The sequence below is a fragment of the Pseudomonas sp. UYEF17 genome (assembly GCF_040546125.1).
GTDB lineage: Bacteria > Pseudomonadota > Gammaproteobacteria > Pseudomonadales > Pseudomonadaceae > Aquipseudomonas > Aquipseudomonas putida_Z.
The window spans coordinates 113,951-129,825 of record NZ_JBEPNE010000016.1; the positions used below are offsets into that span (position 1 = coordinate 113,951).

Below are 15,875 nucleotides of genomic sequence, written 5' to 3' on the forward strand. Positions count from 1 at the left end.
AATCCAACGCCGATTTTCAGGATTACTCGCATGCTCAGATTCCTGCTCACCCTTCTGCTTCTGCTGCCCCTGGTAACCCAGGCCAGCGAGGGCGAATTCTTCCTCGCTGCCAAGCCCGCCGAGCAAGCCCGCCTGCTCGAAGGCTGGGCCGCACAGCCCGATACCGCACGCCTGGCCCTGTTGGACAACCTGCGCCAAGGCCGCATCGCCGCCGACGACACGCGCAAGGTGCGCCTGAACAACCGCCTGCGCGGCCTGATCGACAATGCCCTGGCCAGCCACCAGTTGCTCAGCGACAACAGCGACATCCGCCTGGCCGCTGCCCAACAACTACAGAAAAGCGCGCAACCGGCGCAAATGGCCTTCATCGACCGGCGCTTCGCCAGCGAACCAGATGCCGCCGTGCACGCCGCCCTCGGCCTGGCCCTGGCCAACCTGCAACTGGGCGCCAGCGAACCGGCAGTACGCCTGGCCGCCGTTCGCCTGCTCGGCGAAACCGGTGACCCGCTGGCCCGCACCCGCCTCGAAGCCTTGCTGCAACCCAACGCGGAAACCGACCCGGGCGTGCGCACCGCCGCCGAAACCAGCCTGGCCCAGGTGCAGCGCAAGCTGCTGGTGGGCGAACTGCTCGGCCAGGCCTTCAGCGGCCTGTCGCTGGGCTCGATCCTGCTGCTGGCAGCCCTTGGCCTGGCCATCACCTTCGGCCTGCTCGGGGTGATCAACATGGCCCACGGTGAAATGCTGATGCTCGGCGCCTACAGCACCTACATGGTCCAGGTACTGCTGCAGCGCTATGCCCCCGGCGCCATCGAGTTCTACCCGCTGATCGCCCTGCCGGTGGCGTTCGCCATCAGTGCCGGGGTCGGCATGGCGCTGGAGCGCACGGTAATCCGCCACCTGTATGGCCGCCCACTGGAAACCCTGCTGGCGACCTGGGGCATCAGCCTGATCCTGATCCAGGCCATCCGCCTGCTGTTCGGCGCGCAGAACGTCGAAGTCAGCAACCCGGCCTGGCTGTCGGGGGGCATCCAGCTACTGCCCAACCTGGTGCTGCCATACAACCGCCTGGTGATCATCGGCTTCGCCCTGGCCGTGGTACTGCTCACCTGGCTGCTGCTCAACCGCACACGGCTGGGCCTGAACGTGCGCGCGGTCACCCAGAACCGCAACATGGCCGCCTGCTGCGGCGTGTCCACCGGGCGCGTAGACATGCTCGCCTTCGGCCTCGGCTCGGGCATCGCCGGGCTCGGCGGCGTGGCCCTGAGCCAGGTCGGCAACGTCGGCCCGGACCTGGGCCAGAGCTACATCATCGACTCGTTCCTGGTGGTGGTGCTCGGCGGCGTCGGCCAGTTGGCCGGCAGCCTGTGGGCAGCCTTCGGCCTTGGCATCGCCAACAAGCTGCTGGAGCCGCAGATCGGCGCCGTGCTCGGCAAGATCCTCATCCTTGCGTTGATCATTCTGTTCATCCAGAAGCGCCCGCAAGGCCTGTTCGCCCTCAAGGGACGGGTAATCGACTGATGAACCAGCCACTGCTTGTCACCGCTACGCAAAAGGCCGGGCCACGCCTGACCCTGGCCATCGGCGCCGTCGTCGTCCTGCTGCTGGTGGCCCTGCCGCTGCTGTCGCTGCTGCCGGCGGACCATGCCCTGCAAGTGTCGGCCTACACCCTGACCCTGGTCGGCAAGATCCTCTGCTACGCCATCGTCGCCCTGGCCCTGGACCTGGTCTGGGGCTACGCCGGGCTGCTGTCGCTGGGCCACGGGCTGTTCTTCGCCCTCGGTGGCTACGCCATGGGCATGTACCTGATGCGCCAGGCCGCCGGTGACGGCCTGCCAGGGTTCATGACCTTCCTGTCGTGGAGCGAGCTGCCGTGGTACTGGGCTGGCACCCAGCATTTCGCCTGGGCCCTGTGCCTGGTGGTGCTGGCGCCCGGGTTGCTGGCGCTGGTGTTCGGCTGGTTCGCCTTCCGCTCGCGGATCAAGGGCGTGTACTTCTCGATCATGACCCAGGCGCTGACCTTCGCCGGCATGTTGCTGTTCTTCCGCAACGAAACCGGCTTTGGCGGCAACAACGGCTTTACCAGCTTTCGCACCATCCTTGGCTTCGACATTGCCGCCCAAGGCACCCGCGCGGTGCTGTTCCTGCTCACTGTCGGCCTGCTGCTGGCCAGCCTGTACCTGTGCTGGCGCCTCACCCGCAGCAAGTTCGGCCGCCTGCTCACCGCCGTGCGCGACGCCGAGAACCGCCTGATGTTCTGTGGTTACGACCCGCGCGGCTTCAAGTTGCTGGTGTGGGTGCTCAGCGCCGTACTGTGCGGCCTGGCCGGTGCGCTGTACGTACCGCAGGTGGGCATCATCAACCCCAGCGAGATGTCGCCGACCAACTCCATCGAAGCCGCCGTGTGGGTGGCCCTGGGCGGGCGCGGCACCTTGATCGGCCCGCTGCTCGGCGCCGGCCTGGTGAATGGCATGAAAAGCTGGTTCACCGTGGCCTTCCCGGAGTTCTGGCTGTTCTTCCTCGGCGCGTTGTTCATCCTCGTCACCCTGTACCTGCCCAAGGGCGTGGTCGGCCTGTTGAAGAAAAGGAGCCAGCCATGAGAGGCGTGCCCCCGGTCCACCCGGAATTCATGCTCGAACCGGTGTTCGACAACCTCGGCGCCAGCCGTGACGCCATCGGCCTGGGCCACAGCCGCAAGGCCGGCCTCGACACCCGCCACGGCACGGTGCTGAGCCTGGAAGACATCAGCGTCAGCTTCGATGGCTTCAAGGCGCTGAACGCGCTGAACCTGTACATCGGCGTGGGCGAGCTGCGCTGCATCATCGGCCCCAACGGGGCCGGCAAGACCACGATGATGGATGTGATCACCGGCAAGACCCGGCCCGACAACGGTACGGCCTATTTCGGTGACACCCTCGACCTGACCCGCATGAGCGAATACCAGATCGCCCAGGCCGGCATAGGCCGCAAGTTCCAGAAGCCCACGGTGTTCGAGGCGCTGACGGTGTTCGAAAACCTGGAACTGGCGCTGAAGACCGACAAGTCGGTATGGGCCAGCCTGGCTGCGCGCTTGGGTGGTGAGCAGCGCCAGCGCATCGAGGAGGTGCTGGGCACCTTGCGCCTGCTGCCGCTGGCCCAGCGCCAGGCGGGCTTGCTGTCGCATGGGCAGAAGCAGTTTCTGGAGATCGGCATGTTGCTGGTGCAGGAGCCGCAACTGCTGTTGCTGGACGAGCCGGTGGCAGGCATGACCGATGCCGAGACCGAGTTCACCGCCGAGCTGTTCAAGGGGTTGGCTGGCAAGCATTCGCTGATGGTGGTGGAGCATGACATGGGGTTTGTCGGCAGCATTGCCGACCATGTGACCGTGCTGCACCAGGGCAGCGTGCTGGCGGAAGGGTCGCTGGAGCAGGTGCAGGCGGATGAGCGGGTGGTCGAGGTGTATCTGGGCCGCTAGATATGGATACCTGTGCCGGCCTCTTCGCGGGTAAACCCGCTCCCACAGGTACGGCACAGGCCTGAAGAGCTGCGCGGTCCTTGTGGGAGCGGGTTTACCCGCGAAAGGGCCGGCACAGGCAAAGCAGATTTCCCAGGAACCACACATGCTGAAAATCGACACCCTGCACCAGTACTACGGCGGCAGCCATATCCTCCGGGGCCTGTCCTTCGAAGCCAAGGTCGGCGAAGTCACCTGCCTGCTGGGCCGCAACGGCGTGGGCAAGACCACCCTGCTGCGCTGTCTGATGGGCCTGGTTCCGGCGCGCGACGGCAGCATCGAATGGGAAGGCAGGCCGATCACCAGCCTCAAGCCCCAGCAACGGGTCCACGCCGGCATCGCCTACGTGCCCCAAGGCCGCGAGATCTTCCCGCGCCTCACTGTCGAAGAAAACCTGCTGATGGGCCTTTCGCGCTTCCCCGCCCGTGAAGCTCGGGAGGTACCGCCCTTCATCTACGAACTGTTCCCCGTGCTGGAACAGATGAAACAACGCCGTGGCGGTGACCTGTCCGGCGGCCAGCAGCAACAGCTGGCGATCGGCCGCGCCCTGGCCAGCCGTCCGCGCCTGCTGATCCTCGACGAGCCCACCGAGGGTATCCAGCCTTCGGTGATCAAGGAGATCGGCGCAGTCATCCGCCGCCTCGCCGAGCGTGGCGACATGGCAATCCTGCTGGTGGAGCAGTTCTACGACTTCGCCGAGGAGCTGGCCGACCAGTACCTGGTGATGGCCCGTGGCGAGATCATCCAGCGGGGGCGCGGTGAAAACATGCAGGCCGAAGGTGTGCGCGGGCTGGTAACCATTTAATCTGCAAGCAACTACCCTGCGAGACGCTGTCATGAGTCATGAAATCCGCGACGCCCTGCCTACCGACGTGCCAGGCATCCTCGACATCTACAACGACGCGGTGCGCAACACCACGGCGATCTGGAACGAAACCCCGGTGGACCTGGCCAACCGCCTGGCCTGGTTTGCCGCACGTGCGCAGCAGGGTTACCCGATCCTGGTGGCGGTGGATGAGAGCGGGGTGCTGGGCTATGCGTCGTTTGGCGACTGGCGGCCGTTCGAGGGCTTTCGCCTTACCGTTGAGCATTCGGTGTATATCCGCGGCGACCAGCGTGGCAAGGGGCTGGGTCCGGTACTGATGGCGGCGTTGGTCGAGCGTGCGCGCGCGTGTGGCAAGCATGTGATGGTGGCGGCCATCGAGAGCGGCAATGCAGCGTCGGTGCGCCTGCACGAGCGGCTGGGCTTCGTGGTGACCGGGCAGATGCCGCAGGTGGGGGTGAAGTTTGGCCGGTGGCTGGACTTGACCTTCATGCAGCTGGTGCTGAACCCGGGGGCAGAACCAAGCTGAGAAACCAGGCCTCACACGATCCCTGTAGGAGCGGCCTTGTGTCGCGATGGGCTGCGCAGCAGCCCCAGAGCTTTGCTTCATCTCAAGATTGCCGGGGCTGCTGCGCAGCCCATCGCGACACAAGGCCGCTCCTACAGGGGTTAGCCGCAACGGCCTACATCTGGGTAAACCTGCCCAACCGCTGCCTCAGCATGTTGTTCTCGCTGCGCAACTGCTGCACTTCCTGCAGCAGTTCCAGCGCCAGCGCCACCCCTTCCCACTCCAGTTCCAGCTCCTGATGCAGCTTCGCCGCACGTTTGGCCAACAACGGCGCCTGATCGTCGAACAACCAGTCCTCCGGCGTTCGCCCGGAAGGTTCGACAATGCCGTGCTCGACGATTTCGATCACGCAGTCAGCCGTGATATCGGCCTCCTGACACAAGGTACGCATGTCCAGTTGAACGATCAGGGTGCTGCTCATGATCACTTACTCCATTGTGTCCTCGGGTTGAACGCAGCCTTCTCGGAAAGCTTGGTCCACAATTCGCGGGCAGACTCGTCGGATGCTGGCGGCATGACCACTTTCAGTTGCGCGTAAAGGTTGCCGCGCTCGCCACTCTTGTTGGCCAGGCCCTTGCCCGGTACGCGCAGGCGCTGGCCGCTCTGGCTGTCGGGGCGGATGGTGAGGTTGATCTTGCCGTCCAGGGTCGGCACGGCCACCTTGGCGCCCAGTGCTGCCTCCCACGGTGCCAGCGGCACGGTGATGATCAGGTCATGACCTTCGACATCGAACAGCGGGTGCGGTGCCATGCGAATGGTCAGGAACAGGTCGCCATTGGCCCCGCCACCACTGCCCGGCGCGCCCTGGCCCTTGAGGCGGATGCGCTCGCCGTCGGTCACCCCTGCCGGGATCTTCACGTTCAGGGTCTTGGTAGTGAAGCCGGTGCGCTGGCCCATGGCATTGGTCTGCGGCACCTGGAAGCTGATCTGCTTGGACTCCTTGCTCAGGGTCTCTTCAAGGAATACCGCCAGTTCTAGCTCCACGTCCTGCCCCCGCCTGCCGGCGCTGCGTTGCTGCTGCCGGGCACCACCGAACGGGTTGCCGCCCCGGCCACCAAAGATCGAGCTGAAAAAGTCGGAAAAATCACCGCCTTCGAAACCACCGCCACCGCCGCGGCTTTCCCAGCCCGGTGGTGCCTGGAACGGCCGGCCATGCTGGCCGCCGTACTTGCGGATTTCGTCGAATTCGGCACGTTTCTGCGCGTCGCCCAGCACTTCGTAGGCCTCGTTGGCCTCCTTGAATTTTTCCTCGGCGTCGCGCTCCTTGCTGACATCGGGGTGATACTTGCGTGCCAGCTTGCGGTACGCGGCCTTGATCGCCTTGTCGTCCGCCGTGGGCTCTACGCCGAGTATCTTGTAATAGTCTTTGAAGTCCATCTATGGATCACCAATGTGAATGTGCTTGTTGCAAAAGAAGATAGGGGTCAAGCATAGCCTTTCAAGACCGCCTTGGGTTTGCTCCATGGCAGACGACCGGTCTTGATTCTGTAGCCAACTGGCATACACTGCGCGGCCGTTTTGCCTCCGGAAGCTCATTCCCCATGTCTGACGTATCCCCGGCCCGCGCCCTGGGCATCGACTTTGGCACCTCCAACTCCACGGTCGGCTGGCACCGCCCCGGCGTCGAGTCGCTGATTGCCCTGGAAGACGGCAAGATCACCTTGCCCTCGGTGGTGTTCTTCAACATCGAGGAGCGTCGCCCGGTATATGGCCGCCTGGCACTGCACGAGTACCTGGAAGGCTACGAAGGCCGCCTGATGCGTTCGCTGAAAAGCCTGCTGGGCTCCAAGCTGATCAAGCACGACACCAGCGTGCTGGGCAGCGCCCTGCCGTTCAAGGACCTGCTGGGCATGTTCATCGGCGAGCTGAAAAAACGCGCCGAGGCCGCTGCCGGGCGCGAGTTCGAGCAGGTGGTGCTGGGCCGCCCCGTGTTCTTCGTCGACGAAGACCCGGCCGCCGACCAGGAGGCCGAGGACACCCTGGCCGAAGTGGCGCGCAAGATCGGCTTCAAGGATGTGTCGTTCCAGTACGAGCCGATTGCCGCGGCCTTCGACTACGAGTCGAGCATCAGCCGCGAAGAGCTGGTGCTGATCGTCGACATTGGCGGTGGTACCTCGGACTTCACCCTGATCCGCCTGTCGCCCGAGCGCCACCTGGTGGCCGAGCGCCAGAGCGACATCCTCGCCACCGGCGGTGTGCACATTGGCGGTACCGACTTCGACAAGCAGCTGAGCCTGCAGGGCGTGATGCCGCTGTTCGGCTACGGCAGCCGCATGAAGAGCGGCGCGCTGATGCCGACCAGCTATCACCTCAACCTCGCCACCTGGCACACCATCAACGCTCTGTACTCGCAGAAGTCGCAGCTGGCGCTGGGCAGCATGCGCTATGACATCGAGGACACGTTGGGCATCGACCGCCTGTTCAAGCTGATCGAAGAGCGTGCCGGCCACTGGTTGGCGATGGAAGTGGAGGCCAGCAAGATCGAGCTGACCGAGCAGCAGAGCCGCCACGTCGACCTCGGCCGCATCGAGCGCGAGCTGGGCGTGGACCTGTCACGAGCGCTGTTCGAGGGGGCTATCGAAGGGTTGCTGGAGCGGGTGCGTGGTAGCGTGAGCGAACTGCTGGCCAAGGCTGGAGTGAGCGAAACACAGGTCGATACAGTGTTCTTCACCGGCGGTTCCAGCGGGATTCCGGCGCTGCGCAACAGCGTGTCGGCGATGCTGCCGAATGCGCGGCATGTGGAAGGCAACATCTTTGGCAGCATTGGTAGCGGGCTGGCCATCGAGGCGCGCAAGCGTTACGGCGTAGCCTGATCCCTTCTGGGGCTGCTTTGCGGCCCCAGCAATCTCAGACCAGTTCGGCCCGCTTCAGCTCACTCTTCAGGTAGGCATAGTAGATCGGCCCCGCCACCACCCCCGGCAGCCCGAACGCCGCTTCGAACACCAGCATCGCCAGCAGCAGTTCCCACGACTTGGCACTGATCTGCCCGCCCACGATCCGCGCGTTGAGGAAGTACTCGACCTTGTGGATGACGATCAGGTAACCCAGCGCCGCCGCCGCCACCCAGATCGACAGCGACAGGCCGACGATGGTGATCAGGGTATTCGACATCAGGTTGCCGATCACCGGCAGCAGGCCCAGCAGGAAGGTCAGCACGATCAGCGTCTTGGTCAGCGGCAGGTGCACGTCGAACATCGGCAGCACCACGGCCAGGAAGATGCCGGTGAAGGTGGTGTTGAGCAGCGAAATCTTGATCTGCGCGAAGACGATGTTGCGAAACGCCTGCACCAGCAGGCTCAGGCGCTCGAACAGCGCCGCCGCCAGCGGCTTGCGCCGGGAGATGTCGGGGATGCGCTGCAAGGCGACGATGGCGCCCAGGATCATGCCGATCAACAGGGTGACGAACATGTGCGCCATGCCCTTGCCCACCAGCTGCAGGTCGCTCAGGTGGCTCTTGATCCAGTCACCGATGGCCACCTTGAACTCCGCCGCACTGGCCGGCAGGTAGCCTTCGATGAACGGCGGCAGCTGCCCGCGGGCGCGCTCCACCAGGGCCATGAACTTGTCCAGCGAAGCCCCGGGGTTTTCCGCCTCGTGCAGCAAAAAGCTGAAAGCACCGGCAAACAGCAGGGTCAGGGTGCTGACCACCAGCGTGCCGAGCAGCGCTACAGCCAGCCAGCGGGCACGCTGCCCGGCAATCAGCGGCTGCAGCCGCGGCGTGAGCATGTTGACCAGCTCGAACACCAGCAGGCCGGCCAGCAGGCTCGGCAGCAATTTCAGGGGTAACGCCAGCAACAGGCCGGCAAACACGATGATCCAGCTGGCCAGGGTGACCTGGCGGGGGGTGAAGGTCATACAGCCTCAACGGCAGACAACGGGAAAGACCCGCAGTCTGCCAGCCTTACGTCTGCAGGCATAGGCGCAGGTCATTTCTTCTTCAGGCAGTCGCTCATGAACGCTTTGCGCTCGTCACCCTTCAGGGCCTTGGTGGTGGCGTCGGCGTTGCAGGTTTTCATCTTTTCTTGCTGGGTTTGCGGCACGTCCTTCTTCAGGCAGGTGCTCATGAAGGCTTTGCGCTCATCGCCCTTGAGGGCCTTGGCGGTGGCGTCGGCGTTACAGGTTTTCATCTTTTCCTGCTGCGCGGTATTGGCGGCGAAGCCTTGGGCGCTGAACAACACCGCCACTACCAGTAAGGGGATTTGCAGCACTTTCATGGAGTAGTCTCCTTGGCTCCGCGCCCGATGCACGGGGGTCGAGCTGAGTGTAGCCAAGAATTTCAACGCCCTGCCCGTGCCTGGCGGCGGTATTGCTCGGGCGTGCACTGGGCCTGGCGCTGGAACATGGCGATGAACGCCGAGGCGCTGCTGTAGCCGAGGTCGAAGGCGATGGCCTGGATCGGCTGGCCGGCTTCAAGCGCCTCGATGGCGCGCAAAAAGCGCAGGCGCAGCCGCCATTCACCAAAACTGATGCCCAGCTCGCGCAGGAACTGCCGGGCCAAAGTACGTTCGCTGACATGAATCTGGGCGGCCCATTCGCCCAGCGGGCGGTTGTCGCCCGGCTCGGCACCAAGGGCATCGAGCACCTGGCGCAAGCCCTCGCTGTGGGCAAACGGCAGGTAGCAAGCCTGAGTTGGCGCCAGCAGCAACTGGTCGAGCAGCACTTGCACCAGGCGCTGGTCGCGCTCGCCCTCGGCCACCCGCAGGTCGCGCCGGGCGAAGTCGGCGAGGATGGCCTTGAGGATGTCGCTGATCATCAGGCTGCACGGTTGCTGCGGCAGTGCGGCGCACAGGCTGCAGTCCAGGTAGACCGAACGGTAGACGATGGCCTGCGGGTTGTAGCAGCCATGCTCGGTGTCGGGCGGCACCCACACGGCGTATTGCGGCGGCGACAGGAAGTGCTGGCCGGCGACCTCCAGGTGCATCACGCCGTGGGCGGTGTAGTTGAGCTGGCCCCAGGCGTGGCGATGCAGGGCGCTGCGGGTGTCGGCACCGAACTCGTCGTGGCGGAAGTACACCGGGCCCGGGAGCCGGGTGAACTGGGGAATGTCGAGGTATTTGCGCGGCATGCTGTCTGCTTTGCGGGGTGGGTTGTCTGGATAGGAGTATAGGCTTGTGGACAGACAGTTGATAATGGCTGTCATCGGGGCCTGCTGCGCAGGCCATCGCGACACAAGGCCGCTCCTACAGGGACCCGCGTTGTCTTCCGGGCCTGTGCGATACCTGTAGGAGCGGCCTTGTGTCGCGATGGGCTGCAAAGCAGCCCCAATCAGTCCAAAACGAGTAACCTGCTACATGAACTACCTGTTCCCCCTGACCGCCATCCTGATATGGGCCGGCAACACCGTGGTCACCAAGATGTCCGCCGGCGCCATCCACCCCGCCGAGATCGGCTTCTACCGCTGGCTGCTGGCCGCGCTGTTGTTCACCCCGTTCCTGCTGCCCGCCGTGTGGCGCAATCGCGCGGCCATTCGCCCGCACCTGGGCAAGGTTTTCGTGCTGGGCGTGCTGGGCATGGCGCTGTATCAGAGCCTGGCCTACTTCGCCGCCGGCATCACCAGCGCCACCAACATGGGCATCATCCTCTCGCTGATGCCACTGATGTCACTGGCACTGTCCATCGCCTGGCTGGGCCAGCGCCTGAGCTACGGCGCCCTGCTGGGCGCGCTGGTGTCATTTTTCGGCGTGCTTGAAGTGGTCAGCGCCGGCCACCCCGCCAGCCTGTTGCAACAAGGCCTGAACAGCGGCGACCTGCTGATGCTGGTGGCCACACTGGCCTACGCGCTGTACAGCTTCCTGCTGAAGAAATGGCAGCTGCGACTGCCACCGATGCAGCTGCTGTACCTGCAGGTGCTGGTAGCCATCGTCGTGCTGCTGCCGCTGTTCGTGCTGTCGGACAAGACTGGCCTGAACAACCGCAACATCGGCCTGGTGCTGTACGCCTGCGTGCTGGCCTCGATGATCGCACCCCTGGTGTGGATGCAGGCCGTGCACCGCCTGGGGCCCAGCCGCACCACGCTGTTCTTCAACCTGCTGCCGCTGGTCACGGCACTGATCGCCGCCGTGGTGCTCGACGAGCAGCTGGCCCGCTATCACCTGGTCGGCGGCCTGCTGACCCTGGCGGGCGTGGTGCTGGCCGAGCGCTGGACCACACCGATCCGTCGTTAGAGCCCTGCCGCCTTGAGCCGGGCGGCATGTTCGGTGAACAGCCGCACCGGTTCGGCACCCTTGCCCACCGCACCAAGCGACTGGTTGACGATATCCAGGTGGTCGAGCGGGTAATCGTCGCCGATCACCTGCCCCAGGTGCGAACTGAAGCGCCCGACCATACCGTCGCAATGGCCCTTTTCCTTGACGAAACTGCGCGCGAACAGGCGGCAGAAGTGGCTGCTGCCGTCGAAACGGTTGCGCCGCTGGTCGGTCAGGCCGGGCTGCAAGGTGCCTGACCAGGAGTAATAGCGCACGCCATCGACCTCATAGGCCCCTTCCCCACCCCAGGTGTCTGGCAACCCCTGTGGATAAGCCTGGTTGAACAGCGCCACCCCGGCGCTGGTCAACGACTGGTGCGAGGCGTGTACATCCACCGGCAGCGGGTCGCGGCGCCAGCCGGTTTCCAGCCACACCAGCAGCACGGCCAAGCCATGCAGCACAGCCTTCAGGATGCGCCCCTGCGGGGAATCGCCCGGTGCCGTACGCTCCAGGTAGTCGGCCAGTTCCGAGCCATGGTTGGGCCCCGCCACCGAAGTGACCGAAGCCACCCGCCCGGGCCGCCTGGCAGCTGCGTAGCGCGCGCTCAGGGCACCCTGGCTGTGGCCGATGAGGTTGACCTTTTCCGCTCCGGTGCGCTGGCAGATGTCTTCGATGATGGCCAGCAACTGCTCGCCGCGCACCTCGCTGGAATGCAGTGGCGAAACCTGCACCGGGAACACCTGCGCCCCGCCCTTGCGCAGGGCCGGCACGATGCCGAACCAGTAGGGGTAGAGCACTACCCGGACAAAACCGAGCATGCCCGGCACCAGCACCAACGGGTATCGCGTGGCCAATTCCTGCTGCATTGCCCCAGCCCCTTTCCGTGGACGACCGGCCAACACTACAGCGGCCTTGATGACCATCGCAATCGAACTCCCGGCGCGCGCTGCGGTTCCAAACCACACATACCCTTTGCAAGGAGCGGGACCATGTACAAGCAGACCCTGGCAATCCTTCTGGCAAGCGCCACCCTCGCCGCCTGCGGCAGCCGCCCGGAAAACCCGGTGGACTACGTCACCTACCGCGACGAGCCGCTGGTCAAGCAGGTGGAAAAAGGCATGACCATGCAGAAAGTCATCGCCATCGGCGGCAGCCCGTCCAACGTGATCGACCTCCCCCATGGCGGCACCTGCAACGACTACATCCTCAACCACGATGGCCACCAGCAGCCCTACTACGTGCGCTTCGACGCCACCGGCCATGTCGACGCCAAGGGCTTCAAGACTTGCAAACAACGCGAAGAAGACAGCGACGCCGTCCACGGCGCCTGAGCCTTCCAGGCCATATCCATGACCACCCTGATGTTCCAGGAGATGAACATGAATGCGACTGAACTGACCGATGTACAAACCCTGCGCGAACGTGCCCGCCAGCATGTCGAGCAAGGTGCGGTGACCGAGGGTTACGATGCTGATCGCCAACAGATCCTGCGCCTGCTCAATGATTCACTGGCCACCGAACTGGTCTGCGTGCTGCGCTACAAGCGTCACTACTTCATGGCCAGCGGCATCAAGGCCAGCGTGGCTGCCGATGAATTCCTCGAGCATGCCAACCAGGAAGCCGAGCACGCCGACAAGCTTGCCGAACGGATCGTGCAGTTAGGTGGAGAGCCGGATTTCAACCCGGACAACCTGAGCAAGCGGTCTCATGCCCAATATGTGGCGGGCACTTCATTGAAGGAGATGGTGCTGGAAGACCTGGTGGCGGAGCGGATCGCCATCGATAGCTATCGCGAGATCATTCGGTACATTGGGGATAAAGATCCGACTACGCGGCGGATTTTTGAAGACATCCTCGCGCAGGAAGAAGAGCACGCGGACGATATGTCCGACCTGTTGCAAGGCTTGTGATTGCTGGGGGCGCTTTGCGCCCCATCGCGACACAAGGCCGCTCCTACAGAGGGATCGCGTCTCGGCAGATTTGCGCGATTCCCTGTAGGAGCGGCCTTGTGTCGCGATGGGCTGCGAAGCGGCCCCCTGCTATTTCCTCTCTTTCACCACCGCCGGCGCCTTGCCCGCCTTCATCTGCTGCAACAGCGGCGTGCACTGGTTGGGATCATCCCCGCTGCTAGGCGCAATCAGCGCCAGCAACCCCGCCGCCGGCCCGGCCACCACACCCAACGCCACCATCCCCGCCCCGCGCAACGCCAGCGGCACCGCCTGCACCCCGGCACTGGGCTTGGCGAACGGCCCGCGCACATACAGCGGCGAGCGCAGCGAGAACAGCCGCAACCCTTTCGATTCAGGGGTAATTTTCAGGTCCAGCTGCTCCGTGGCGAAATTGGCCGTGCCGTTGATGTAGATGATCGCGTTCTCGGTATCGAAGATGAACAGACGCGTGGTCGCCAGGCCATCCTTGATGCCCACATCGGCGGCCGCGCAGTTGATCTTCACATCCTCATCGCCAAACAGCTTGCCGACCACATAGTTGCCCACGTTCAACCCGGCAATCTCCATCAGGCTGCGGCTGATGGCACCATCGTTGATCAACATGCGCAGGTCGCCATTGGCCGTGCCCAGCAAGGCGGCCACCGAGTTGCCCCGGCCACTGATATCGGCATCGCCATTCAACTCACCGAAGCTGGTCTGCATCGGTGCAAAGGAGGGGAACAACTGCTTGAGCTTGAAGCCCCGCGCCGTCAGCCGGGCACGCCCCTGCAACGGTACGTTGCGGCCATCCAGGCGGATCCTGGAAGCCAGGTTGCCGCCAGCCACGCCAAAACGCAGGGGCTCCAGGCGCAGCAGACCGTCCTCCAGTATCACGTGGGCCGACAGGTCGTTGAACGGCAGTTGCGCGCTGTGCACGATGCGCTTGCCGGCGAAGGTGACGTCGGCGTCCATCGCGCGCCAGCGCTCGGTGCGGAACTCTTCCACCGGCAGCACCTTGCCCGCCGGCTGTTTGCTGGCACCCCCGCGGGCCTTCTGCTCGGCGTTGGAGTCGGCGCCGATCAGCGGCGCCAGGTCCTTGAACAGCAACTGGTTGGACACCAGGTTGCCGGACAGCTTGGGCCGTGGCTGGCTGGCAACGAAGGCCAGGTCGCCGTGGATATCGCTGTCACCGATCTTGCCGTTGAAGCCCTGGTAGTTGAAGGTCGCCCCTTGCGCCGCGTGCAGGTTGGCGCTGAGGTGGCCGTCGGTGGAATAGGCCGGGGTGTCGGGCAAGGTTACGCCGGTCAGCGGGTAGAGGTTGCCCAGGCTGGCCCCGGACAGGCGCAGGCGCAGGTCGAGGGCGCCGAGGTTGCGCGGGTCGGTCAGGGTGCCGGCGAGCACCACATGGGTGTCGGCGATGCGCACGTCAGCCTGCAGCGGGAACGGCTGGCTGGCGTCCTGCAGGGCCAGCAGGCCGCCGATCTTGCCGGTACCGGACACCGGCTGGCCTTTGTAGCGGCCCTGGGCCTTGAGCCCGAAGGCGTAGTCCTGCGCGGCACCGGCCTTCTCGGCGCTGGCCTTGCCGACGATGTCGCTGAACGGGACAGGCTTGCCCAGCGGGTCGATCTGCACCTTCATGCTGGTTTTCAGGGTTTGGTCATCGAAGCTGACATTGCCCTGGTCGAAGCCGATGGCGCCAATGTCCAGCTGCCATTTGGAAGGCTCTGCGTTTTCATCCTTGGGGCCGAAGTCGAAGGCCCAGTTGGCGCGGCCATCGGCCAGGCGGGTGAGGCTGGCTGTGGGCTTGGTCAGGTCGATGCGCGGGATGCTGATCTGCTGGAACAGCAGCGGCAGCGGCGCCAGGCGGAACGCCACGCGCTCCAGGCCGACCATCTTCGGTTCCTTGAGCCACTCGGGGTTGCCCAGGGTCAGGTCTTCGGCAATAAAGTGCGGCCAGGGCACCCAGGCACGCCAGCCCCCCTCTTCTGGTTCGGTGCGCCAGTCCACGGCAAGGTTGCCATTGATCGCGAAGGGCCGCTGCAGGGCCTCGGAGACTTTCTCGTTGAGCAGGGGCTTGACGCGGTTCCAGTCGAAGGTGGCGATCACCACCACCAGGATCGCCAGCAGGGTCAGCAGGCTGGTGAAGGTCCAGACGAGGATTCTGGCGGGACGCGTCATTGCGTGATTCTCCTTGCGGTATGGCACAGAACAGGTGCAGCGGTGGCACTCAATATCTCGGACTGATGAAAACCCGTGGGGTTTTATCGATGGCGCCATGATAGCGAAGTTTTTCCTGGCCTTTTGCTCAGCAATTCGTCGCGCCAGGCCATACGTGTTACCCGCATACATCGCCATCAAATTGCCACCTTCCAGCCTGGAAAGTGCTTTCTAGAGCAGGTTGCAACCTCTATCAATACGGTCGATTGTTACCATTACCCGTATGAACTTCTCTCTGGCGTTACCCGGCGTAGCATTGGCTCCGTACCCACTTTCCAGCCCCCGAGAGGAGCACCGAAATCATGAAACGCCATCTGCTGACCCTGACCCTGTCCATCCTGGCCGCCAACGCTTTTGCCCTGCCAGCCGACGAGCAACACCTGACCGCCGAATCGCGCTCCAGCGCTGCCGAAATCGCCCAGCCGCTGAAAACCGTTGCCGAAGGTGGCTCCGATCGCCTGATCGAACGTAGTGGCCGTGTTGCCGAAGGTGGCTCCGATCGCCTGATCGAACGTAGTGGCCGCGTTGCCGAAGGTGGCTCGGATCGCCTGATCGAACGTAGTGGCCGTGTTGCCGAAGGTGGCTCCGATCGCCTGATCGAACGTAGTGGCCGTGTTGCCGAAGGTGGCTCCGATCGCCTGATCGAACGTAGTGGCCGCGTTGC

General features: G+C 64.4%; 17 protein-coding genes. 10 read left to right on the forward strand and 7 right to left on the reverse strand.

Features of this window, described 5'->3' with window-relative positions; translation table 11 throughout:
- Positions 1–30 precede the first annotated feature (30 nt).
- The 5 genes from urtB (at position 31) to ABIB24_RS21075 (ending at position 4,842) form a co-directional block, all read left to right on the forward strand.
- On the forward strand, positions 31–1,518 hold the full coding sequence (urtB, locus tag ABIB24_RS21055) for an urea ABC transporter permease subunit UrtB (RefSeq protein WP_274078585.1): 1,488 nt from the start codon (positions 31–33) through the stop codon (positions 1,516–1,518).
- A complete protein-coding gene (gene urtC, locus ABIB24_RS21060; RefSeq protein WP_025340800.1) occupies positions 1,518–2,597 on the forward strand; it encodes an urea ABC transporter permease subunit UrtC in 1,080 nt (359 codons plus the stop codon). Before urtB ends, urtC begins: the two co-directional genes overlap by 1 nt.
- A complete protein-coding gene (gene urtD, locus ABIB24_RS21065; RefSeq protein WP_025340801.1) occupies positions 2,594–3,451 on the forward strand; it encodes an urea ABC transporter ATP-binding protein UrtD in 858 nt (285 codons plus the stop codon). Before urtC ends, urtD begins: the two co-directional genes overlap by 4 nt.
- Before the next feature lie 145 nt (positions 3,452–3,596).
- Positions 3,597–4,295: an urea ABC transporter ATP-binding subunit UrtE gene (gene urtE, locus ABIB24_RS21070; RefSeq protein WP_274120274.1), complete on the forward strand. Its 699-nt coding sequence runs from the start codon at positions 3,597–3,599 to the stop codon at positions 4,293–4,295.
- 31 nt (positions 4,296–4,326) lie between these two features.
- The gene (locus tag ABIB24_RS21075) at positions 4,327–4,842 is read left to right on the forward strand and encodes a GNAT family N-acetyltransferase (RefSeq protein WP_274120273.1); all 516 of its coding nucleotides are present in this window, start codon (positions 4,327–4,329) and stop codon (positions 4,840–4,842) included.
- Between the two features lie 154 nt (positions 4,843–4,996).
- Here ABIB24_RS21075 and ABIB24_RS21080 read toward each other — a convergent pair whose 3' ends face one another.
- Together ABIB24_RS21080 and cbpA are read right to left on the reverse strand one after the other, a co-directional pair.
- A complete protein-coding gene (locus tag ABIB24_RS21080; protein ID WP_025340803.1) occupies positions 4,997–5,302 on the reverse strand; it encodes a chaperone modulator CbpM in 306 nt (101 codons plus the stop codon).
- A gap of 2 nt (positions 5,303–5,304) precedes the next feature.
- The gene (gene cbpA, locus ABIB24_RS21085; RefSeq protein ID WP_025340804.1) at positions 5,305–6,258 is read right to left on the reverse strand and encodes a curved DNA-binding protein; all 954 of its coding nucleotides are present in this window, start codon (positions 6,256–6,258) and stop codon (positions 5,305–5,307) included.
- Positions 6,259–6,422: 164 nt separating this feature from the next.
- Here cbpA and ABIB24_RS21090 point away from each other — a divergent pair, with 164 nt between their 5' ends.
- Positions 6,423–7,694, forward strand: coding sequence for an Hsp70 family protein (locus ABIB24_RS21090; protein WP_085587946.1), 1,272 nt, complete (start codon positions 6,423–6,425; stop codon positions 7,692–7,694).
- Between the two features lie 34 nt (positions 7,695–7,728).
- Here the strand turns inward: ABIB24_RS21090 and ABIB24_RS21095 are convergent, their stop codons facing one another.
- From ABIB24_RS21095 to ABIB24_RS21105, 3 genes are all read right to left on the reverse strand, one after another.
- Positions 7,729–8,736 carry an AI-2E family transporter gene (locus ABIB24_RS21095; RefSeq protein WP_025340806.1) on the reverse strand — a complete coding sequence of 336 codons (1,008 nt, stop codon included), beginning with the start codon at positions 8,734–8,736 and terminating at the stop codon, positions 7,729–7,731.
- 71 nt (positions 8,737–8,807) lie between these two features.
- Complete coding sequence (locus ABIB24_RS21100; RefSeq protein WP_354317129.1) at positions 8,808–9,095, reverse strand: PsiF family protein; 288 nt, start codon at positions 9,093–9,095, stop codon at positions 8,808–8,810.
- 62 nt (positions 9,096–9,157) lie between these two features.
- Positions 9,158–9,946, reverse strand: a complete 789-nt coding sequence (locus tag ABIB24_RS21105) for an AraC family transcriptional regulator (RefSeq protein WP_354317130.1) — start codon at positions 9,944–9,946, stop codon at positions 9,158–9,160.
- A gap of 226 nt (positions 9,947–10,172) precedes the next feature.
- Between ABIB24_RS21105 and ABIB24_RS21110 the strand changes: the two genes are divergently transcribed.
- On the forward strand, positions 10,173–11,045 hold the full coding sequence (locus ABIB24_RS21110) for a DMT family transporter (RefSeq protein WP_025340808.1): 873 nt from the start codon (positions 10,173–10,175) through the stop codon (positions 11,043–11,045).
- Here the strand turns inward: ABIB24_RS21110 and ABIB24_RS21115 are convergent.
- On the reverse strand, positions 11,042–11,932 hold the full coding sequence (locus tag ABIB24_RS21115; RefSeq protein WP_274120272.1) for an esterase/lipase family protein: 891 nt from the start codon (positions 11,930–11,932) through the stop codon (positions 11,042–11,044). The genes ABIB24_RS21110 and ABIB24_RS21115 overlap by 4 nt on opposite strands.
- Positions 11,933–12,055: 123 nt before the next feature.
- On the opposite strand from ABIB24_RS21115, the gene osmE reads away from it, so the two are divergent.
- Both osmE and ABIB24_RS21125 read left to right on the forward strand, forming a co-directional pair.
- On the forward strand, positions 12,056–12,397 hold the full coding sequence (gene osmE, locus ABIB24_RS21120; protein WP_015271980.1) for an osmotically-inducible lipoprotein OsmE: 342 nt from the start codon (positions 12,056–12,058) through the stop codon (positions 12,395–12,397).
- Positions 12,398–12,445: 48 nt separating this feature from the next.
- A complete protein-coding gene (locus ABIB24_RS21125; protein ID WP_025340810.1) occupies positions 12,446–12,976 on the forward strand; it encodes a ferritin-like domain-containing protein in 531 nt (176 codons plus the stop codon).
- Positions 12,977–13,105: 129 nt separating this feature from the next.
- Here the strand turns inward: ABIB24_RS21125 and ABIB24_RS21130 are convergent, their stop codons facing one another.
- Positions 13,106–15,172 (reverse strand): AsmA family protein, encoded by a 2,067-nt coding sequence (locus tag ABIB24_RS21130; protein WP_354317131.1) that lies wholly within the window; start codon positions 15,170–15,172, stop codon positions 13,106–13,108.
- A gap of 341 nt (positions 15,173–15,513) precedes the next feature.
- Between ABIB24_RS21130 and ABIB24_RS21135 the strand changes: the two genes are divergently transcribed.
- Positions 15,514–15,875, forward strand: a 362-nt coding sequence (locus tag ABIB24_RS21135) for a phage infection protein (protein ID WP_354317132.1), incomplete at its 3' end; no start/stop codon positions are given.